The 19,742-nt window shown below is 71.3% G+C and carries 19 protein-coding genes; 8 read left to right on the top strand and 11 right to left on the bottom strand.

Annotated elements, in window-relative coordinates; translation table 11 throughout:
- Nucleotides 1-295: 295 nt before the first annotated feature.
- The 8 genes from ACLJT4_RS04340 to ACLJT4_RS04305 form a co-directional block, all read right to left on the bottom strand.
- Nucleotides 296-631 (bottom strand): metal-sulfur cluster assembly factor, encoded by a 336-nt coding sequence (locus ACLJT4_RS04340; RefSeq protein WP_016578639.1) that lies wholly within the window; start codon nucleotides 629-631, stop codon nucleotides 296-298.
- Entirely contained in the window at nucleotides 628-1,086 is a 459-nt protein-coding gene (sufU, locus tag ACLJT4_RS04335; protein ID WP_016578640.1) for a Fe-S cluster assembly sulfur transfer protein SufU, read from the bottom strand. Before sufU ends, ACLJT4_RS04340 begins: the two co-directional genes overlap by 4 nt.
- A gap of 52 nt (nucleotides 1,087-1,138) precedes the next feature.
- The gene (locus ACLJT4_RS04330; RefSeq protein ID WP_411121044.1) at nucleotides 1,139-2,395 is read right to left on the bottom strand and encodes a cysteine desulfurase; all 1,257 of its coding nucleotides are present in this window, start codon (nucleotides 2,393-2,395) and stop codon (nucleotides 1,139-1,141) included.
- Nucleotides 2,392-3,156 carry a Fe-S cluster assembly ATPase SufC gene (sufC, locus tag ACLJT4_RS04325; RefSeq protein ID WP_411121043.1) on the bottom strand — a complete coding sequence of 255 codons (765 nt, stop codon included), beginning with the start codon at nucleotides 3,154-3,156 and terminating at the stop codon, nucleotides 2,392-2,394. Before sufC ends, ACLJT4_RS04330 begins: the two co-directional genes overlap by 4 nt.
- 7 nt (nucleotides 3,157-3,163) lie before the next feature.
- The gene (locus ACLJT4_RS04320) at nucleotides 3,164-3,481 is read right to left on the bottom strand and encodes a non-heme iron oxygenase ferredoxin subunit (RefSeq protein WP_016578643.1); all 318 of its coding nucleotides are present in this window, start codon (nucleotides 3,479-3,481) and stop codon (nucleotides 3,164-3,166) included.
- Nucleotides 3,478-4,665 (bottom strand): Fe-S cluster assembly protein SufD, encoded by a 1,188-nt coding sequence (gene sufD, locus ACLJT4_RS04315; protein WP_411121042.1) that lies wholly within the window; start codon nucleotides 4,663-4,665, stop codon nucleotides 3,478-3,480. Before sufD ends, ACLJT4_RS04320 begins: the two co-directional genes overlap by 4 nt.
- A gap of 61 nt (nucleotides 4,666-4,726) precedes the next feature.
- On the bottom strand, nucleotides 4,727-6,148 hold the full coding sequence (gene sufB / locus ACLJT4_RS04310; RefSeq protein WP_411121041.1) for a Fe-S cluster assembly protein SufB: 1,422 nt from the start codon (nucleotides 6,146-6,148) through the stop codon (nucleotides 4,727-4,729).
- On the bottom strand, nucleotides 6,145-6,966 hold the full coding sequence (locus ACLJT4_RS04305; protein WP_411121040.1) for a helix-turn-helix transcriptional regulator: 822 nt from the start codon (nucleotides 6,964-6,966) through the stop codon (nucleotides 6,145-6,147). Before ACLJT4_RS04305 ends, sufB begins: the two co-directional genes overlap by 4 nt.
- A 223-nt stretch (nucleotides 6,967-7,189) precedes the next feature.
- Between ACLJT4_RS04305 and ACLJT4_RS04300 the strand changes: the two genes are divergently transcribed.
- The 3 genes from ACLJT4_RS04300 to ACLJT4_RS04290 all read left to right on the top strand — a co-directional run bounded on the left by ACLJT4_RS04300 (nucleotide 7,190) and on the right by ACLJT4_RS04290 (nucleotide 10,016).
- Nucleotides 7,190-8,152, top strand: a complete 963-nt coding sequence (locus tag ACLJT4_RS04300) for an ABC transporter ATP-binding protein (protein WP_411121039.1) — start codon at nucleotides 7,190-7,192, stop codon at nucleotides 8,150-8,152.
- A complete protein-coding gene (locus ACLJT4_RS04295; protein WP_411121038.1) occupies nucleotides 8,149-8,937 on the top strand; it encodes an ABC transporter permease in 789 nt (262 codons plus the stop codon). Before ACLJT4_RS04300 ends, ACLJT4_RS04295 begins: the two co-directional genes overlap by 4 nt.
- A gap of 83 nt (nucleotides 8,938-9,020) precedes the next feature.
- Nucleotides 9,021-10,016, top strand: a complete 996-nt coding sequence (locus ACLJT4_RS04290) for a COX15/CtaA family protein (RefSeq protein ID WP_411121037.1) — start codon at nucleotides 9,021-9,023, stop codon at nucleotides 10,014-10,016.
- Here the strand turns inward: ACLJT4_RS04290 and ACLJT4_RS04285 are convergent.
- The 3 genes from ACLJT4_RS04285 to ACLJT4_RS04275 form a co-directional block, all read right to left on the bottom strand.
- Nucleotides 9,989-11,035, bottom strand: coding sequence for an amidohydrolase (locus ACLJT4_RS04285; protein ID WP_411121036.1), 1,047 nt, complete (start codon nucleotides 11,033-11,035; stop codon nucleotides 9,989-9,991). The two genes, ACLJT4_RS04290 and ACLJT4_RS04285, sit on opposite strands and share 28 nt — an antisense overlap.
- 131 nt (nucleotides 11,036-11,166) lie before the next feature.
- Nucleotides 11,167-11,553, bottom strand: coding sequence for a hypothetical protein (locus ACLJT4_RS04280; RefSeq protein ID WP_016578651.1), 387 nt, complete (start codon nucleotides 11,551-11,553; stop codon nucleotides 11,167-11,169).
- 47 nt (nucleotides 11,554-11,600) lie between these two features.
- Entirely contained in the window at nucleotides 11,601-12,551 is a 951-nt protein-coding gene (locus ACLJT4_RS04275) for a heme o synthase (protein ID WP_411121035.1), read from the bottom strand.
- Between the two features lie 519 nt (nucleotides 12,552-13,070).
- On the opposite strand from ACLJT4_RS04275, the gene tkt reads away from it, so the two are divergent.
- Genes tkt through pgl form a run of 5 tightly spaced genes read left to right on the top strand, consistent with a single transcriptional unit; the run spans nucleotide 13,071 to nucleotide 19,714 of the window.
- Entirely contained in the window at nucleotides 13,071-15,173 is a 2,103-nt protein-coding gene (gene tkt / locus ACLJT4_RS04270; protein ID WP_411121034.1) for a transketolase, read from the top strand.
- A 34-nt stretch (nucleotides 15,174-15,207) separates the two neighbouring features.
- Nucleotides 15,208-16,326, top strand: coding sequence for a transaldolase (tal, locus tag ACLJT4_RS04265; protein WP_411121033.1), 1,119 nt, complete (start codon nucleotides 15,208-15,210; stop codon nucleotides 16,324-16,326).
- Nucleotides 16,327-16,332: 6 nt separating this feature from the next.
- On the top strand, nucleotides 16,333-17,865 hold the full coding sequence (gene zwf, locus ACLJT4_RS04260) for a glucose-6-phosphate dehydrogenase (RefSeq protein ID WP_411121032.1): 1,533 nt from the start codon (nucleotides 16,333-16,335) through the stop codon (nucleotides 17,863-17,865).
- On the top strand, nucleotides 17,862-18,911 hold the full coding sequence (gene opcA / locus ACLJT4_RS04255) for a glucose-6-phosphate dehydrogenase assembly protein OpcA (protein WP_411121031.1): 1,050 nt from the start codon (nucleotides 17,862-17,864) through the stop codon (nucleotides 18,909-18,911). The genes zwf and opcA overlap by 4 nt, the downstream gene beginning before the upstream one ends.
- Nucleotides 18,908-19,714 carry a 6-phosphogluconolactonase gene (gene pgl, locus ACLJT4_RS04250; protein ID WP_411121030.1) on the top strand — a complete coding sequence of 269 codons (807 nt, stop codon included), beginning with the start codon at nucleotides 18,908-18,910 and terminating at the stop codon, nucleotides 19,712-19,714. Before opcA ends, pgl begins: the two co-directional genes overlap by 4 nt.
- The last annotated feature ends 28 nt before the right edge of the window (nucleotides 19,715-19,742 follow it).

The following is a 19,742-nucleotide window of genomic DNA, read 5'->3' as shown; positions in this document are numbered from 1 at the left end:
CCCCCCCCCTCCGGCCCGGCGCCACCCCCCCCCCCCCCCCCCCCCCCCCCCCCCCCCCCCCCCCCCCCCCCCCCCCCCCCCGCCGGCCCCCCCCCCCCCCCCGGGGCGGCCCCCCCCCCCCCCCCCCCCCCCCCCCCCCCCCCTGGGGGGGGGGGGGGGGGCCCCGCCCCCCCCCCCCCCCCCGGCCCCCCCCCCCCGGCCGGCCCCGCCCCCCCCCCCCCCCCCCCGCCCGCCCCCCCCGCCCCCCCGGGCGCCACGGCCGTGGTGACCGTGCGGGGTGCCGCAGGAGGGCCGCTCAGACGTTGAAGCCCAGCGCGCGCAGCTGCTCGCGGCCGTCGTCGGTGATCTTGTCCGGGCCCCACGGCGGCATCCAGACCCAGTTGATCTTCAGCTCGTTGACGATGCCGTCCGTCGCGGACCGCGCCTGGTCCTCGATGACGTCGGTCAACGGGCAGGCCGCCGAGGTCAGCGTCATGTCGATGGTGGCGATGTTGGCGTCGTCGATGTGGATGCCGTAGATCAGCCCGAGGTTGACGACGTCGATGCCCAGCTCGGGGTCGACGACGTCGTACAGCGCCTCGCGGACCTCTTCCTCCGAGGCCGGCTTGGTGGTGGTCGGGGTGTCGGTCATGCGGTCTTCGCCTCCTGGGAAAGGGCCTTGGCCGTGGCGTCCTTCCAGGCCATCCAGCTGAGCAGGGCGCACTTCACGCGCGCCGGGTACTTCGAGACGCCGGCGAACGCGACCGCGTCCTCCAGCACCTCCTCCATGGCGTCGTCCGGCTCCACCTGGCCCTTGGACTGCATCAGCTCCAGGAACGTCTCCTGGATCCGCTGCGCCTCACCGAGCTCCTTGCCGACCAGGAGGTCGTTGAGCACCGACGCACTGGCCTGGCTGATGGAGCAGCCCTGCCCCTCGTACGACACGTCCTCGATGGTCGTGCCGTCGAGCCGCACGCGGAGCGTGATCTCGTCGCCGCACGTGGGGTTGACGTGGTGCACCTCGGCGTCGCCGTCCCGAAGACCGCGCCCGTGGGGGTGCTTGTAGTGGTCCAGGATGACGTCCTGGTACATGGAATCCAGCTTCACGACTCAGTCAGTCCTCGTCCTCATCCGCCGTGCTCGTTAACCGCGGTGATCATTAACCGAAGAAGTTGCGGACGTGCTCCAGGCCCTCGACCAAGGCATCGACCTCACCCGGGGTGGAGTACAGATAGAACGACGCCCGCGTGGTCGCAGGAATTCCGTAGCGCAGGCAGACCGGGCGCGCGCAGTGGTGCCCCACCCGGACCGCGATGCCCTGCTCGTCCAGAACCTGACCCACGTCGTGCGGGTGGATGTCGCCGAGCGTGAAGGAGATCGTCGCCCCGCGGTCCTCGGCCGTGCTCGGGCCGATGATCTTGAGGTCGGGGACCTCCAGCAGCCGCTTGACGGCGTACTCGGTGATCGCGTGCTCGTGCGCGGCGATCTTGTCCATGCCGATGGCGCTGAGGTAGTCCACCGCCGCGCCGAGGCCGACGGCCTGGGCGATCGGGGGCGTACCGGCCTCGAACTTGTGCGGCGCCGGGGCGTACGTGGAGGAGTGCATCGAGACGGTTTCGATCATCTCGCCACCGCCGAGGAACGGCGGGAGGTCCTCCAGCAGCTCCTGGCGGCCCCACAGGACGCCGATGCCGGTCGGGCCGCACATCTTGTGGCCGGTGAAGGCCACGAAGTCGGCCTGCAGCGCCTGGACGTCCAGGACCATGTGCGGCGCGGCCTGCGAAGCGTCTATGCAGACCAGCGCGCCGACTTCCTGGGCGCGGCGGATGATCGTCTCGACCGGGTTGACCGTGCCCAGAAGGTTGGACACCAGGGTGAAGGAGACCACCTTGGTCCGGTCGGTGATGACCTCGTCGATGGTGGAGAGGTCCAGCCGGCCGTCGTCGGTCAGGCCGAACCACTTCAGCTTCGCGCCGGTGCGCTGCGAGAGCAGCTGCCACGGAACGATGTTGGAGTGGTGCTCCATCTCCGTGATGACGATCTCGGTCTCGTGGTCCACGCGGTAGGGCTCGTCGGCCCAACCGAGCATGTTCGCCACGAGGTTGAGCGACTCCGAGGCGTTCTTGGTGAAGATCACCTCGTTGCGGCTCGGCGCGTTGATGAAGGTGGCGACCTTGTCGCGGGCACCTTCGTACAGCGCCGTGGCCTCCTCGGCGAGCACGTGCACGCCGCGGTGGACGTTGGCGTTGTGACGTTCGTAGTAGGCACTCAGGGCGTCGAGGACCTGGCGCGGCTTCTGCGACGTCGCCGCGTTGTCCAGGTACACGATCTTCTTCCCGTCGTGGACCTGACGGTCCAGGAGGGGGAAGTCCTTACGGATCGCCTCTGTGTCGAGGAGGCCCGGCAGCTGTGTCACGCGGTGGTACCACCCTTCACGTACGCCTCGTAGCCCTCGGCCTCCAGCTTGTCCGCCAGCTCAGGGCCGCCGGACTCGGCGATCCGGCCGTTGGCGAAGACGTGGACGTGGTCGGGCTTGATGTAACGGAGGATCCGGGTGTAGTGGGTGATCAGCAGAGTGCCCACCTCACCGGACTCGCGGACGCGGTTGACGCCCTCGGAGACGACCCGCAGCGCGTCGACGTCGAGGCCGGAGTCGGTCTCGTCGAGGATCGCGATCTTCGGCTTGAGCAGCTCCAGCTGGAGGATCTCGTGGCGCTTCTTCTCACCGCCGGAGAAGCCCTCGTTGACGTTGCGCTCGGCGAACGCCGGGTCCATCTGGAGACGCTCCATGGCCTCCTTGACCTCCTTGACCCACGTGCGGAGCTTGGGGGCCTCACCGCGGATGGCGGTGGCGGAGGTGCGCAGGAAGTTGGAGACCGAGACACCGGGGACCTCGACCGGGTACTGCATGGCGAGGAAGACGCCGGCGCGGGCGCGCTCGTCGACGGACATCTCCAGGACGTCCTCGCCGTCGAGGGTGACGGTGCCGCCGGTGATCGTGTACTTGGGGTGACCCGCGAGGGAGTAGGCGAGGGTCGACTTGCCGGAGCCGTTGGGGCCCATGATGGCGTGCGTCTCGCCCTGCTTCACAGTCAGGTCGACGCCCTTCAGGATCTCGCGCTGGCCGTTCTCGGCCTCGACGGAGACGTGCAGGTCGTGGATCTCAAGCGTTGCCATGGGTGACTCAGGACTCCTGGGTGACGGAGACGAGCACGTCGTCCCCTTCGATCTTTACGGGGTAAACGGGGACGGGGCGCGTCGCGGGAAGGCCGGACGGCTTGCCGGTGCGCAGGTCGAAGCTCGAACCGTGCAGCCAGCACTCGATCGAGCAGTCCTCGACCTCGCCCTCCGAGAGGGAGACGTTCGCGTGCGAGCAGATGTCGTTGATCGCGAACACCTCGCCCTCGGTGCGCACCAGCGAAATCGGCGTGCCGTCGATCTCCACCCTCTTGGGGGTGTCCTCCTCCAGCTCGCTCAACGCGGCGGCGCGTACGTAGGTCATGCCGCCGACGCTTCCAGCTCGGCTTCGATCTTGCTCATCAGCCGCTCCTCGACGTCCGGGACGCCGATCTGCTGGACCAGCTCGGCGAAGAATCCGCGGACGACCAGCCGACGCGCCTCGTCGGCGGGGATGCCGCGGGCCCTCAGGTAGAAGAGCTGCTCGTCGTCGAACCGGCCGGTCGCCGAAGCGTGGCCGGCGCCGACGATCTCGCCGGTCTCGATCTCCAGGTTGGGCACCGAGTCGACCCGCGCGCCGTCGGTCAGGACGAGGTTGCGGTTGAGCTCGTAGGTGTCGGTGCCGGTGGCAGCCGCCTGGATCAGCACGTCGCCGATCCAGACCGCGTGCGCGTCCTGCCCCTGCAGCGCGCCCTTGTAGGTCACGTGCGAGCGGCAGTTCGGGGTGTCGTGGTCGACGAAGAGGCGGTGCTCCTGGTGCTGGCCCCGCTCGGTGAAGTACAGGCCGTAGAGCTCGGCCTCGCCGCCGGGGCCCTGGTAGTCGATCCGCGGGTGGAGGCGGACCAGGTCGCCGCCGAAGGTGACGACCACGGACTTGAAGCTTGCGTCCCGGCCGATCAGGGCGTTGTGCTGGCCGCAGTGCACGGCGGTGTCGTCCCAGTCCTGCACGGAGACCACGGTCAGCTTGGCGCCGTCGCCGAGCAGGTAGTCGACGTTGGCGGCGAGCACGCCGTCACCGGTGTGGTCGATGACCACGACGGCCTCGGCGAACGCGCCCAACTCGATGACCTGGTGGCCGAAGGCGGTGCCGCCGTCGCCGTGCACCCGGATCCGCACCGGCTCAGTGAGGACGGTGTCCTTGGGGACGGTGACCACCGACGCCTTCTCGAACACGCTGTACGCCTGCGCGGCGACACGGTCCACCGGCTTGCCGGCCTTGCCGACCCGCGGGTCGGCACGGTCGACGAGTTCGTGGGTGACGCCCTCGGGCGCGGTGATGTCGACCTTCAGGTCGGGGCCGCCGGCCGTGGCGCTGCCGTCGTGCAGACCGCGAAGCCGCGCGAGCGGCGTGAAGCGCCACTCCTCCTCGCGGCCGTGCGGCACCGGGAAGTCCGCCACGTCGTAGGACGGCGGGGCGCTCATCCGGGTGGCGACGGTGGACTCGGCAGCCACCGCGATGGAACCGGTGGTGGTGGAACCCGCCGGGATAGTCGTCTGAGCCTCAGCCATGGCTGTCGTCTAGCTCGCTTTCTGCGTTCTGTCGGGAGTCAGTCGCTGCGTGGGGCCGGGGTCAGCCGACCGCGCCTTCCATCTGCAGCTCGATCAGCCGGTTGAGCTCCAGCGCGTACTCCATCGGCAGCTCACGGGCGATCGGCTCGACGAAGCCGCGGACGATCATCGCCATGGCCTCCTGCTCGCTCAGGCCGCGGCTCATCAGGTAGAAGAGCTGGTCCTCGCTGACCTTGGAGACGGTCGCCTCGTGGCCCATGGAGACGTCGTCCTCGCGGACGTCCACGTAGGGGTAGGTGTCCGACCGGGAGATGGTGTCGACCAGCAGCGCGTCGCACAGCACGTTGGACTTGGAGCCCGCGGCGCCCTCGCCGATCTCGACCAGACCGCGGTAGGAGGTCCGGCCGCCGCCCCGCGCCACCGACTTGGAGACGATGTTGGAGGAGGTGTTCGGCGCCATGTGGACCATCTTGGAACCGGCGTCCTGGTGCTGGCCCTCGCCCGCGAAGGCGATGGAGAGGGTCTCGCCCTTGGCGTGCTCGCCCATCAGGTAGACCGCCGGGTACTTCATCGTCACCTTGGAGCCGAGGTTGCCGTCGACCCACTCCATGGTCGCGCCCTCGTAGGCCACGGCCCGCTTGGTGACCAGGTTGTAGACGTTGTTCGACCAGTTCTGGATCGTCGTGTAGCGGCAGCGGCCGCCCTTCTTGACGATGATCTCGACGACCGCGGAGTGCAGCGAGTCGGACTTGTAGATCGGCGCGGTGCAGCCCTCGACGTAGTGGACGTAGGCGTCCTCGTCGACGATGATCAGCGTCCGCTCGAACTGGCCCATGTTCTCGGTGTTGATCCGGAAGTAGGCCTGCAGCGGGATGTCCACGTGGACGCCCTTGGGCACGTAGATGAACGAGCCGCCGGACCACACCGCGGTGTTCAGCGACGCGAACTTGTTGTCGCCGACCGGGATGACCGTGCCGAAGTACTCCTGGAAGAGCTCCGGGTGCTCCTTCAGCGCGGTGTCGGTGTCCAGGAAGATGACGCCCTGCTTCTCCAGGTCCTCGCGGATCTGGTGGTACACGACCTCGGACTCGTACTGCGCGGCGACACCGGCGACCAGGCGCTGCTTCTCCGCCTCGGGGATGCCGAGCTTGTCGTAGGTGTTCTTGATGTCCTCGGGCAGGTCCTCCCAGGAGGCCGCCTGCTGCTCGGTGGAGCGGACGAAGTACTTGATGTTGTCGAAGTCGATGCCCGACAGGTCGGAGCCCCAGGTCGGCATGGGCTTCTTGTCGAACAGCTTCAGCCCCTTGAGGCGGAGCTTGAGCATCCACTCCGGCTCGCTCTTCTTCCCCGAGATGTCGCGGACGACAGCCTCGGACAGGCCGCGCTTGGCAGCGGCGCCGGCGGCGTCGGAGTCGGCCCAGCCGTATTCGTAGTTGCCCAGTCCCTCAAGCTCAGGGTGAGCAGTCTCCGTGGGGAGCGTCATGCGGGGTTCCTCCCGGCCGTGGTGCTAGCAGAAGCTGTGGTGGTCTTTGTGGGGCGCTCACCGGTGCGGTGAGCTGCCTTGCCTGCGCCGGCCTTCGGGACGAAGGTCGTGCACACCCCGTCGCCGTGGGCGATGGTGGCAAGGCGCTGTACGTGGGTCCCGAGCAATCGGGAGAAGACCTCGGTCTCCGCCTCGCACAGCTGCGGGTACTGCTCGGCGACGTGGACGACCGGGCAGTGGTGCTGGCAGAGCTGTTCACCGAGCTGGGGATTGGGCGCACTGCGCGCCGTAGCAGCGTACCCGTCCGTGGTCAACGCCCTCGCCAGGGCCTGGGTGCGGGCCTCCGGCTCGGCCGCCTCGACCGCCTCGCGGTACCCCTCGGCCTGCGCGGCCAACCGGGCCCGGGCGAACGCGGCGACCGCCGCTTCACCCTTGACTCCGCCGCCCGCACTCTGCGCGATCCAGCGCAGCGCATCGGCGGCGAGGTCGTCGTACGCCTGGTCGAAGGCGTCCCGGCCGCACTCGGTGAGGGCGAACGCCTTGGCCGGGCGGCCGCGGCCGCGGGCACCGTAGACCCGCTTCTCGCGGGGCTCCACGACGCCCTCGGCCGCCAGCGCGTCCAGGTGACGGCGGACGGCGGCCTGGGTCAGCTCCAGGCGGAGGGCGAGCTCGGCCGCGGTGGACGGACCGTGGTCGAGGATGGAGCGGGCGACGCGGTTGCGGGTACCGGGCTGGTCGTCGTGCGCCGGCGCGACGGAACCCGGACCGGCGGTCTGCCGGGCCGCGGGCCTCTTCCGATCCTCGCTCGCGTTTTTCACAACGCCATTGTTGCGTAATTCGTCAAAGCGATTCAAGCCTGTACCGAATGGCGGACCGGTGGCCTCCATCACTTAGGGTCACCTAATTACGGGGTGGACCGTCACGCTGCGGAACCACCGTCGGCCGACCCGGAGGGTGCCTCCCGCCGGAGCACCCCGCGCCGACCGGACGGGCCCCGGCCCCCGCTCCCGGCACCCCCGCCCGCTCCGTAGACTGCCCGGCATGCCCAGCACCTCCCCAGGGGACGCCCCCCGCTCCCCCGGCCGTGAGCCCGCCGTCGAGGTCGTCGGCCTGGTCAAGCGGTACGGGACGAAGACCGCCGTGGACGGTCTCGACCTCACCGTCGCGCGCGGCACCGTGACCGCGGTCCTCGGCCCCAACGGCGCCGGGAAGACCACCACCGTCGAGACCTGCGAAGGGTACCGGCGCCCGGACGCCGGCCGGGTCCGCGTCCTGGGACTGGACCCGGTCGCCGACGCCGCCGCCCTGCGCCCGCGGATCGGCGTGATGCTCCAGTCGGGTGGGGTCTACCCGGGCGCCCGGGCCGAGGAGATGCTGCGGCACACCGCCACCCTGCACGCCCACCCCCTCGACGTGGACCAGTTGATGGACCGACTGGGCCTGGACAGCTGCGGACGCACCGCGTACCGGCGGCTGTCCGGCGGGCAGCAGCAGCGACTGGCCCTGGCGATGGCCGTGGTCGGCCGCCCCGAGCTGGTGTTCCTCGACGAGCCGACGGCCGGCCTCGACCCGCAGGCCCGCCGCGCCACCTGGGACCTCGTCAGGGAACTGCGCGCCGACGGCGTCAGCGTGGTGCTGACCACCCACTTCATGGACGAGGCCGAGCAGCTCGCCGACGACGTCGCGATCATCGACGGCGGCCGGGTCGTCACCCAGGGCAGCCCGGAGGCGCTGTGCAAGGGGGGCGCGGAGAACAGCCTGCGCTTCACCGGCCGCCCCGGCCTGGACGTCGCCTCGCTGCTCAAGGCACTGCCGGCGGAGAGCGCCGCCGCCGAACTGACCGCCGGCACCTACCGCGTCCAGGGCCGGATCGATCCGCAACTGCTGGCCACCGTGACCTCGTGGTGCGCCCAGAACGGCGTGCTGCCCGACGCGATAGCCGTCGAGCGCCACACGCTGGAGGACGTCTTCCTGGAACTGACCGGCAAGGAGCTGCGCGCATGACCACCGCGACCGGCACGTTCGCCCCGCGGCCCGGCGCCGCCCCGCTGCCCCGGATGATCCGCGCGCAGGCCGCCCTGGAAACCAAGATGCTGCTGCGCAACGGCGAGCAGCTGCTGCTGACGGTGATCATCCCGACGCTGCTGCTGGTGCTGTTCTCCGCCGTCCGCATCATCGACACCGGTGCCGGCAAGCCGGTGGACTTCCTCGCCCCCGGCATCCTGGGGCTCGCCGTCCTGTCCACCGCCTTCACCGGGCAGGCCATCGCCACCGGCTTCGAGCGGCGCTACGGCGTGCTCAAGCGGCTGGCCGCCTCGCCGCTGCCGCGCTGGGGCCTGATGACCGCCAAGACCTGCGCGGTGCTGGTCACCGAGGCCCTCCAGGTCGCCCTGCTGACCGTGGTCGCCCTCGCGCTGGGCTGGTCCCCACACGGCGCCGCGACGTTTTCCGGCGTGCTCTCCGTGGTCCTGCTGCTCCTGCTGGGCACCGCCGCGTTCTCCGGCCTGGGGCTGCTGATGGCCGGCACCCTCAAGGCCGAGGCCACGCTGGCCGCCGCCAACCTGGTCTTCCTGCTGCTGCTCGTCGGCGGCGGGGTGATCGTCCCGCTGGACAAGTTCCCGGCCGGGGCCCAGCAGGTGCTCCAGTTCCTGCCGATCTCCGCGCTCTCGGACGGGCTGCGGGAGGTCCTCCAGCACGGCGCCGGCCTGCCCCTGGCCGACCTGGGCATCCTGGCCGTCTGGGCCGTCCTGGGCCTGGGCGCGGCGGCTCGGTTCTTCCGCTGGGAGTGACCGCCCACCGTCCGACCAGCCCCGCGCGCCCGTTTCGCACCCCTCGTGAAAACTCGCACAAGCCGCCGCCTACGATGACTCCCGTGCCGAACACGCTGAATCCCCTTGAGCTGATCGCCCGCCACTGGCAGCCCTCCGCGCGCTTCGTCCGGCGGGCGGCGCTCGCCACCGTCGTGATGGCCGTGATCATCGTCGTGACCGGCGGCGCGGTCCGGCTGACCGAGTCCGGCCTCGGCTGCTCGACCTGGCCCAAGTGCACGCCGGACAGCCTCACTCCGACCGCCGCGATGGGCATCAACGGCCTCATCGAGTTCGGCAACCGCCTGCTGACCTACGTCCTGTGCGCGGTCATCGGGCTGTTCATCATCGCCGCCCGGGCCCGCGCACCGCGTCGCCGGGCGCTCACCCGGCTCGGCTGGGCACAGTTCTGGATCGTGATGGGCAACGCGGTCTGGGGCGGCATCGTCGTGCTGACCGGCCTGAACCCGTACCTCGTCGCCGCGCACTTCCTGCTCACCAGCGCCCTGCTGACGGTCGCGGTGCTGAGCTGGCAGCGCGCCAAGGAGGGCGACGAGGAGCCGCGCGACGTGGTGGCCCGACCGGTCCGGCAGCTGTCCTGGCTGCTGGTGGCGGCGACCGGCGCGCTCACCGTGATCGGCACGGTCGTCACCGGCACCGGCCCGCACGCCGGCGACGCCCACAAGGTCCACCGCATCCCGCTGAACTGGCAGGAAGTCACCCAGCTCCACGTCGACTTCGTCTACGTCGTGGTCGGCCTGAGCGTGGCCCTGTGGTTCGCCCTGCGCGCGGTCAAGGCCCCGGCCGCGGCGCGCCGCACCGCGCTGGAACTCCTCGGCTGCATCGCCCTGCAGGGCGTCATCGGCTACGTCCAGTACTTCAGCGGCCTGCCGGAGATCGTGGTCGGCCTGCACATGCTGGGCTCGACCCTGGTGTGGGTCGCCGTGCTGCGGGTCGCCCTCGCCCTGCGCGTCCGCGGCCCGCTCCAGGAGGACGACCCCGCCGCGTCGGCCGTCGACGCGGCGCCGGACGCTCAGCTCGCCTCCGCCGCCAGCCGGTAGACCCGGCGCGCGGTCCCCGAGCCGACCAGCTCGACGATCCGCCGGCCGTCCGAGGCGGCGCACAGCCCCTCGGCGGCCCACTCCCCGACGACGCGTTCGACGGCCCGTGAGAAGAGCCGGGCCGCGGTGACGTAGAGCTCGGGCAGGCCCCGCGCCCCCGAGGAGAACAGCAGCTTGCCGAACGGCGCCTGGCCCAGCGTCTCCTCGGGGAACGGGCCGGCGTCCGCGTAGACGTGGGCGTGCACCGTGGCGAGCTGTGCGGCCCGCCGGTGGTGCGGGATACGGGGCAGCAGCACCACGTCCGAGCCGAGCCCGGCGGTGGCCCGCAGGAAGTCGGTCAGCGGCTGCGGATCGGGGCAGTGCAGCTGCACCGGCAGCCCGGTGGCCACCGCGCTCCACAACAGGTGCCGGACGAGCGCCGGCTCCCCCAGCGGCTCCCCCGGGCGGCGGCCGCGCAACCAGCGGTCCGCGGCCCGACGCACCGCGCCCGCGTCCGGGGCCCGACCCTCGCAGTAGGTGGCGCCGGAGGCGAAGGCGGTGGCGTGCTGGGCGGCGGCGTAGAGGGCCTCGGCGGTGTAGCCGAGGAAGGAGTCGACGCTGCCGGAGGTGTCGGCGACCTGCTCGGCGAGCGGTTCCAACCGAACGACCTCGTGGGCGCGGGCCTCGGCGGCGGCCGCGAGTTCAGCGGCCGAGGTCAGGCCCGCCGGGGCGCCGGCCTCCACCAGGAACGCGCCGATGCCGGCCCCGCGCAGCAGCATCCGGCCGGCCAGGAAGGCGCCCAACTCCCGCCGGCGGGCCAGGTAGCGCACCGGCGAACAGTGCGGCTCCAGACCGAGCAGCGGGGGGCACCAGCGGCGTATCGCGAGCCCGGTGCGGGTGTCGAAGTGGCTGGTGCCGGCGGGCGCCGGGCCCTCGGCACCCGAGGCGGCGGCCATCTGTGCCTCGAAGGAACCGAGGCCGAGCTCGCCGTGGACGGCACCGTGGCTGTGTTGGTCGACGAGCGGGGGCAGTGCCGGCATCCGCCCTCCTCCGCCGTCGGCCCACCAGGCGTGGCCGGTCCACCGCGCCCGGTGAGCTTAACGGGCGGTCCCGCGGTGAGGTAGCGGGCGCTGCGCCCCGGCGCACGGCACCGGGGCGGCGCCGCGGAGCCCTACGGGTTGGCCGGGCCGCCCAGTTGGAGGCCGGCCATCCGGGACCACTCGTACGGACCGGTGCGGACCTTGCCGGCCAGCTCGCCGTCGAAGTCGTCCTGCAGGGTGAGGCCGGCCTGTTCGGCGGCCTTCTCGGCGGCGCCGTAGCTGTCCGCGACGAGGTTGCCCCACTCGCCGTTGGCACCGACCAGGGCGATCCGGGTGCGCCCGCGGCCGATGTGGGCGAGCTGTCCCTCGGCGCTGCCGCCGTGGGAACTCGCGAAGGCCCGGATCTGCTTGGCGAGTCGGGCCGCCTGCTTGTCGGCCCGCTTCTGCGCCGCGTTGGCGGTGGCCGGGCCGCCCGCCGCCTGCTCGTCCGCCTGCTGGGTGTCTGCCATGGTCAGCATGCTACTCGCGGGTACGGCCTTTGTGGGGGTGATCCCCCACACCTCCGTCAGCGCAGGAAGGGGTCCACCGCGACGGCGACGAACAGCAGCGACACGTAGGTGATGGACCAGTGGAACAGTCGCATCTCCTTGAGCTTGGCACCGGTGACGCCGGCCTTGGCGCGGCTCTGGAGGGCGTGCGCCTCGCGGAGCCAGAAGGCGCCGCAGGCGACCGCGACGGCGGTGTAGAACCAGCCGGTGTAGCCCAGCGGCTGGAGCAGCAGCGAGACCGCGACCATCACCCAGCTGTAGACGACGATCTGCCGGGCGACGACCTTGTTGCCCGCCACGGCCGGCAGCATCGGCACGCCGACCCGCTTGTAGTCGTCGGAGACCTTCATCGACAGCGGCCAGTAGTGCGGCGGCGTCCAGAAGAAGATGACGAGGAAGAGGACGAGCGAGGCCCAGGAGACGGAGTTGGTCACCGAGGACCAGCCGATGAAGACGGGCATGCAGCCCGCGATGCCGCCCCAGACGATGTTCTGCGAGGTGCGCCGCTTCAGGATCATCGTGTAGACGACCACGTAGAAGAAGATCGCCCCGAGCGACAGCATCGCCGACAGCGGGTTGACGAGGTACCAGAACAGCGCGGTGGAGCCGACCGTGAGCGCGGACGCGAAGACCAGGCACTCGCGCGGCGAGACCATCCCGGTGACCAGCGGCCGCTGCGCGGTGCGGTCCATCATCGCGTCGATGTCGCGGTCGAGGTACATGTTGAAGGCGGCGGCGCCGCCGGCGGAGAGGTAACCGCCGACGCAGGTGGCCAGCACCAGCCACAGGTCCGGCACGCCTCCGGCGGCCAGGAACATCACCGGCACCGTCGTCATCAGCAGCAGTTCGATGACCCGCGGCTTGGTCAGCGCGATGAACGCCTTCACCCGGGCCCCGAACGGCCGGTTACCGGGACTCCCGGGGACTTGAGAGAGCCCCCCCGCAGGACGGGTTTCGACGGCCGTCACGCACACCCCTGGAAGTTAACGTCAGCGGCCTGGGCCGCGGAGATAAGGCCAGCAAGCTCCGCCGGCAGTGAACACCCGGTAAAGGCTTGCGCTTACCACGCCACTTTAGACGTTGGCCATACGGCGGCTCTCGCGGGGGTGGGGTCGTGTTGGGTGCCTGAGCGCGGCGTGGTCGCCGCGGCGGGCCCGGCGGAGCGCGCGACGGTTTGTCCGGAGGTCTCCCGGGACGGTCGTCCGGCGTTCGAGAGGCGGAGGCGCCCGGGGCCCGGCAGTCTGGTCCTAGGGCGCGCCCCCGGCGCCGGGAACGCCCCGGCTTCGACGTGATGACCCCAAGCGAAATCCGCTCCCGCGGGACCCGCCCGCCGACTGAGCGCCCCCGGCGCCGACTGAGCACCGACTGAGCGCTGAAATCACCGACTGAGCGTCGAAAAGGCGGGCCCATTTACGGGGGTAGGCTCGACACCGCCTGGGCGGACATGCCGTCCGCGTTCGACATGTGGAGAGGAGCCCTGACTCAGGGTGAGCACCAAGCCGACCACCACAGATTTCGAGTGGACCGAACTGGACCAGCGGGCGGTGGATACCGCCCGCGTCCTGGCCATGGATTCCGTGCAGAAGGTCGGTAACGGCCATCCGGGTACGGCCATGAGCCTGGCGCCCGCCGCCTACGTTCTGTTCCAGAAGCTCATGCGGCACGACCCCGCCGATGCGGACTGGACCGGCCGGGACCGGTTCGTCCTCTCTGCCGGCCACTCCAGCCTGACCCTCTACACCCAGCTCTTCCTGGCCGGCTTCGGCCTGGAGCTGGACGACCTGAAGGCCTTCCGCACCTGGGGCTCGAAGACCCCCGGTCACCCGGAGTACGGCCACACCACCGGCGTGGAGACCACCACCGGCCCGCTGGGCCAGGGCGTCGCCAACGCCGTGGGCATGGCGATGGCATCCCGTTACGAGCGCGGCCTGTTCGACCCCGAGGCGGCGCAGGGCACCTCGCCCTTCGACCACACCATCTACTGCATCGCCGGCGACGGCTGCCTCCAGGAGGGCATCGCCGCCGAGGCGTCCTCCCTGGCCGGCCACCAGAAGCTCGGCAACCTCGTGCTGCTGTGGGACGACAACCACATCTCCATCGAGGGCGACACCGAGACCGCGGTCTCGGAGGACACCTGCAAGCGCTACGAGGCGTACGGCTGGCACGTCCAGCGCGTCGAGCAGGCTCCCAACGGCGACCTGGACCCGGCCGGCCTGGCCCGGGCCCTGGAGGCCGCCAAGGCCGTGACCGACCGCCCGTCGTTCATCGCGATGCGCTCGATCATCGCCTGGCCGGCCCCCAACGCCCAGAACACCGAGGCCGCCCACGGCTCGGCGCTGGGCGAGGAGGAGATCGCCGCCACCAAGCGCGTGCTCGGCCTCGACCCGGAGCAGACCTTCGAGGTCGCCGACGAGGTCCTGGCGCACACCCGTGGCGCCCTGGACCGCGGCCGCGAGGCCCGCGCCGAGTGGGAGAAGGCGTTCGCCGCCTGGCGCACCGCCAGCCCCGAGCGCGCCGCCGCGTTCGACCGGATCGCCGCGGGCGAACTGCCCGAGGGCTGGCAGGAGCACGTCCCGGCGTTCGAGACCGGCAAGGCGGTGGCCACCCGTGCCGCCTCCGGCAAGGTGCTGCAGGCGCTGGGCGCGGTCGTGCCCGAGCTGTGGGGCGGCTCCGCCGACCTCGCGGGCTCGAACAACACCACGATCGACAAGACCTCGTCGTTCCTGCCCGAGGGCAACCCGCTGCCGGGCGCCGACCCCTACGGCCGCACCATCCACTTCGGCATCCGCGAGCACTCCATGGGCGCGGAGATGAACGGCATCGCGCTGCACGGCAACACCCGCATCTACGGCGGCACCTTCCTGGTGTTCTCCGACTACATGCGCAACGCCGTCCGACTGTCCGCCCTGATGCACCTGCCGGTGACGTACGTGTGGACGCACGACTCCATCGGTCTGGGCGAGGACGGCCCGACCCACCAGCCGGTCGAGCACCTGGCCTCGCTGCGCGCCATCCCGGGCCTGAACGTCGTCCGCCCGGCCGACGCCAACGAGACCGCCCTCGCCTGGCGCGAGATCATGCGCCGTTGGACGAAGGAGTTCGGCGTGGGCGCCCCGCACGCGCTGGCGCTGACCCGTCAGGGCGTGCCGACGTACGAGGCCAACGACGACACCGCCAAGGGCGGTTACGTCCGCTTCGAGGCCGAAGGCGCCGACGGCCGGGCCACCGAGCCGCAGCTCGTGCTGATCGCCACCGGTTCCGAACTGCAGCTGGCCGTCGCGGCCCGCGAGCAGCTCCAGGCCGAGGGCGTGCCCACCCGCGTGGTGTCGATGCCGTCGGTGGAGTGGTTCGAGGAGCAGGACCAGGAGTACCGCGACAGCGTGCTGCCCCCGTCCGTCAAGGCCCGGGTCGCCGTCGAGGCCGGCATCGGCCTCACCTGGCACCGCTACGTCGGCGACGCCGGCCGGATCGTGTCCCTGGAGCACTTCGGCGCCTCCGCCGACGCCAAGGTCCTCTTCCGCGAGTTCGGCTTCACCCCCGAAGCGGTGGCCACCGCCGCGCGGGAATCCCTGGCCGCCGCCGCGCGCTGACGCCCACATACGACTAGTAGGAGATGCAGAACCCATGACAGACGCACTCAAGCGCCTCTCCGACGAGGGCGTGGCGATCTGGCTGGACGACCTGTCGCGCAAGCGCATCACGTCCGGCAACCTGGCCGAACTGATCGACCAGCAGCACGTCGTCGGCGTCACGACCAACCCGTCGATCTTCCAGAAGGCGATCTCCTCCGGCGACGGGTACAGCCCGCAGCTGGCGGACCTGGCGGCCCGCAAGGTCACCGTCGAGGAAGCCATCCGCATGATCACCACGGCGGACGTCCGGGACGCCGCCGACGTGCTGCGCCCGGTCTTCGACGCCACCGGTGGCCAGGACGGCCGGGTCTCCATCGAGGTCGACCCGCGGCTGGCGCACCACACCGTGGCGACCGTCGCCGAGGCCAAGCAGCTCGCTTGGCTGGTGGACCGCCCGAACACGCTGATCAAGATCCCGGCCACCAAGGCGGGCCTGCCGGCCATCACCGAGGTGATCGGCCTGGGCATCAGCGTCAACGTCACCCTGATCTTCTCGCTGGAGCGCTACCGCGAGGTGATGGACGCCTACCTCGCCGGTCTGGAGAAGGCCAAGGCCGCGGGCCTGGACCTGTCCGAGATCCGTTCGGTGGCGTCGTTCTTCGTGTCCCGCGTGGACAGCGAGATCGACAAGCGCCTGGAGAAGCTCGGCACCGACGAGGCGAAGGCGCTCAAGGGCAAGGCCGCGCTGGCCAACGCCCGACTGGCGTACCAGGCGTACGAGGAGGTCTTCTCCTCGGACCGCTGGGCCGCCCTGGACAAGTCGGGCGCCAACAAGCAGCGTCCGCTGTGGGCCTCGACCGGCGTGAAGGACCCCGCGTACAAGGACACCCTGTACGTGGACGAGCTGGTCGCCCCCGGCACGGTCAACACCATGCCCGAGGCCACCCTGCAGGCCACCGGCGACCACGGCCAGATCACCGGCGACACCATCGCCGGCACCTACGCCGCCGCCCAGGCCGACCTCGACGCGATCGGCGCGCTCGGGATCTCGTACGACGACGTCGTGCAGCTCCTGGAGGACGAGGGCGTGGAGAAGTTCGAGTCGGCGTGGAACGACCTGCTCAAGTCGACCGAGGCGGAACTGTCGCGCCTCGCTCCCTCGGAGGGCTGATCTCCCTTGTCTGGTTCACACGGAGCTAACCCGCTCCGTGACGCCGCGGACCGACGGCTCCCGCGTATCGCGGGGCCGTCGGGCCTGGTCATTTTCGGCGTCACGGGCGATTTGTCCCGTAAAAAGCTGATGCCCGCGGTCTACGACCTGGCGAACCGGGGGCTGCTGCCGCCGGGCTTCTCGCTGGTCGGCTTCGCCCGCCGCGAGTGGGAGGACGAGGACTTCGCACAAGAGGTGTACGAGGCCGTCAAGCAGCACTCCCGCACGCCGTTCCGCGAAGAGGTCTGGCAGCAGCTGGTGCAGGGCTGCCGGTTCGTCCAGGGCAACTTCGACGACGACGACGCCTTCGAGACGCTCAAGGACACCATCAACGAACTCGACAAGGCGCAGGGCACGGGCGGCAACTTCGCCTTCTACCTGTCGGTGCCGCCGAAGTTCTTCCCCAAGGTCGTCCAGCAGCTCAAGAAGCACGGGCTGGCCGACCAGAAGGAGGACTCCTGGCGCCGCGCGGTCATCGAGAAGCCCTTCGGTCACGACCTGAGGAGCGCCCAGGAGCTCAACCGGATCGTCCACGAGGTCTTCCCGCCCAACGAGGTCTTCCGGATCGACCACTACCTGGGCAAGGAGACGGTCCAGAACATCCTGGCGCTGCGGTTCGCCAACACCATGTTCGAGCCGCTGTGGAACCGCAGCTACGTCGACCACGTGCAGATCACGATGGCCGAGGACATCGGCATCGGCGGCCGGGCCGGCTACTACGACGGCATCGGCGCCGCCCGTGACGTCATCCAGAACCACCTCCTCCAGCTGCTCGCGCTGACCGCCATGGAGGAGCCCGCCTCCTTCGAGGCGGACGCACTGGTCGCGGAGAAGACCAAGGTGCTGGGCGCCGTCCGGCTGCCCAAGGACCTCGGCAAGGAGACCGTCCGAGCGCAGTACACGGCCGGTTGGCAGGGCGGCGAGAAGGTCGTCGGCTACGCCGAGGAAGACGGCATCGACCCCAAGTCGAAGACCGACACCTACGCCGCGATCAAGCTCGGGATCGACAACCGCCGCTGGGCGGGCGTCCCCTTCTACCTGCGGACCGGCAAGCGCCTGGGCCGCCGGGTCACCGAGATCGCGGTCGTCTTCCAGCGCGCCCCGCACTCCCCGTTCGACCACACCGCCACCGAGGAGCTGGGGCAGAACGCCCTGGTCATCCGGGTGCAGCCGGACGAGGGCGTGACCGTGCGGTTCGGCTCCAAGGTGCCCGGCACCTCGATGGAGGTGCGCGACGTCTCGATGGACTTCGCGTACGGCGAGTCCTTCACCGAGTCCAGCCCCGAGGCGTACGAGCGGCTGATCCTCGACGTGCTGCTCGGCGACGCCAACCTCTTCCCCCGCCTGGAGGAGGTCGAGCTGTCCTGGAAGATCCTCGACCCGATCGAGACCTACTGGGACAAGCACGGCAAGCCCGCGCAGTACCCGGCGGGCACCTGGGGTCCCGACGAGGCAGACGAAATGCTCGCACAAGACGGACGGAGCTGGCGTCGGCCATGAAGATCGATCTGACGGAAACCACGGCCAGCAAGATCAACAAGGCGCTGGTCCAGGGCCGCCGCGCCGTCGGCACCCCGGCCATCGGCATGGTGCTCACCCTCGTCATCGTCACCGACGAGGAGAACGCCTACGACGCCCTGAAGGCCGCCAACGAGGCGTCCCGCGAGCACCCCTCGCGCACCCTCGTCGTCATCAAGCGGGTCAGCCGGTCGCCGCGCGACCGCGCCAAGGCCCGGCTGGACGCCGAGGTGCGGGTCGGCACGGACGCCGGCACCGGCGAGACGGTGGTGCTGCGGCTGTACGGCGAGGCGATCGACCACGCCCAGTCCGTGGTGCTGCCGCTGCTGCTGCCGGACGCCCCGGTGGTGGTCTGGTGGGCGGTCAACGCCCCGCTGGACCCGGCCCAGGACCCGCTCGGCGCACTGGCGCAGCGCCGGGTCACCGACGCGTACGCCTCCGAGGAGCCCATCCGGGAGCTGTCCGCGCGCGCCGACACCTACACCCCGGGCGACACGGACCTGTCCTGGACCCGGATCACGCCCTGGCGCTCCATGCTGGCGGCGGCGCTGGACCAGTCTCCGTGCACCGTCACCTCGGCCGTGGTCGAGGGCGAGGAGTTCAACCCCAGCTGCGAGCTGCTCGCCATGTGGCTCGCCAGCCGGCTGGACGTGCCGGTCCAGCGCACCGTCTCGACCGGCCCCGGGCTCACCGCGGTGCGCCTGGAATCCAGTGCCGGAACGATTGTCCTGGACCGTGCGGACGGCTCGCTGGCCACCCTGTCCATGCGCGGTCAGCCGGACCGCGCGGTGGCACTCAAGCGGCGGGAGACCGCCGAGCTGCTCGCCGAGGAGCTGCGCCGACTCGACCCGGACGACATCTACGCCGCCGCGCTGAAGTACGGCGTGCAGCGGATCGGCGAGCCGGACGGGCAGTCGCCGGCCCCGGCCGCCGACCAGCCGGCGGCCGGCAAGGCCGCGGACGCGGGCGACGCCCCGGCCAAGCCGGCGGCGAAGAAGGCGCCCGCCAAGAAGGCAGCCGCCAAGTGAGTGCGCCGCAGGTCGTCGTCCACCGCGACAAGGAGCTGATGGCGAAGGCCGCCGCGGCCCGACTGATCACCAAGATCGTCGATGCCCAGTCGGCCCGCGGCACCGCCTCCGTCGTGCTCACCGGCGGGCGCAACGGCAACGGGCTGCTCGCGGCCCTGGCCGAGGCGCCCGCCCGGGACGCGGTCGACTGGTCCCGGCTGGACCTGTGGTGGGGCGACGAACGCTTCCTGCCGGACGGCGATCCGGAGCGCAACTACACCCAGGCCCGCGAGGTGCTCCTGGACAGCGTCCCGTTGGACCCGGCCCGGGTGCACCCGATGGCGCCCTCGGACGGCCCGCACGGCAACGACGCGGACGCCGCCGCCGAGGCGTACGCGGCCGAACTGGCCGCCGCCGCGGGCCCGGAGCACTACCAGTCCGCGGCCGCCACCGCGGGCGGCGCGGTGCCGTCCTTCGACGTCCTGCTGCTGGGCGTCGGCCCGGACACCCACGTCGCCTCGCTCTTCCCGGAGCTCCCCGCGGTCTACGAGCGGGAGCGGACCGTGGTCGGGGTGCGCGGAGCGCCCAAGCCGCCGCCCACCCGGGTCACACTGACCCTGCCCGCGATCCGCGCGGCACGGGAGGTCTGGCTGCTGGCGGCCGGCGAGGACAAGGCCAACGCCGCGGCCATCGCGCTGTCCGGTGCCGGCGAGGTGCAGGCCCCGGCCGCCGGGGCGCGCGGCCGCAGCCGGACGCTGTGGCTGCTGGACGAGGCCGCCGCCACCCAGCTGCCGCGCGCCCTCTACCCCCCGGCGTCCTCCTGAGCCGGGCGGCGCACCGGCCCGCCCGAGC

The organism is Streptomyces sp. x-19 (genome assembly GCF_046549115.1).
Lineage (GTDB): Bacteria > Actinomycetota > Actinomycetes > Streptomycetales > Streptomycetaceae > Streptomyces > Streptomyces albulus_C.
The sequence above is the reverse complement of the archived record's forward strand: the minus strand, read 5'-3'. Positions and strand labels throughout refer to the sequence as shown.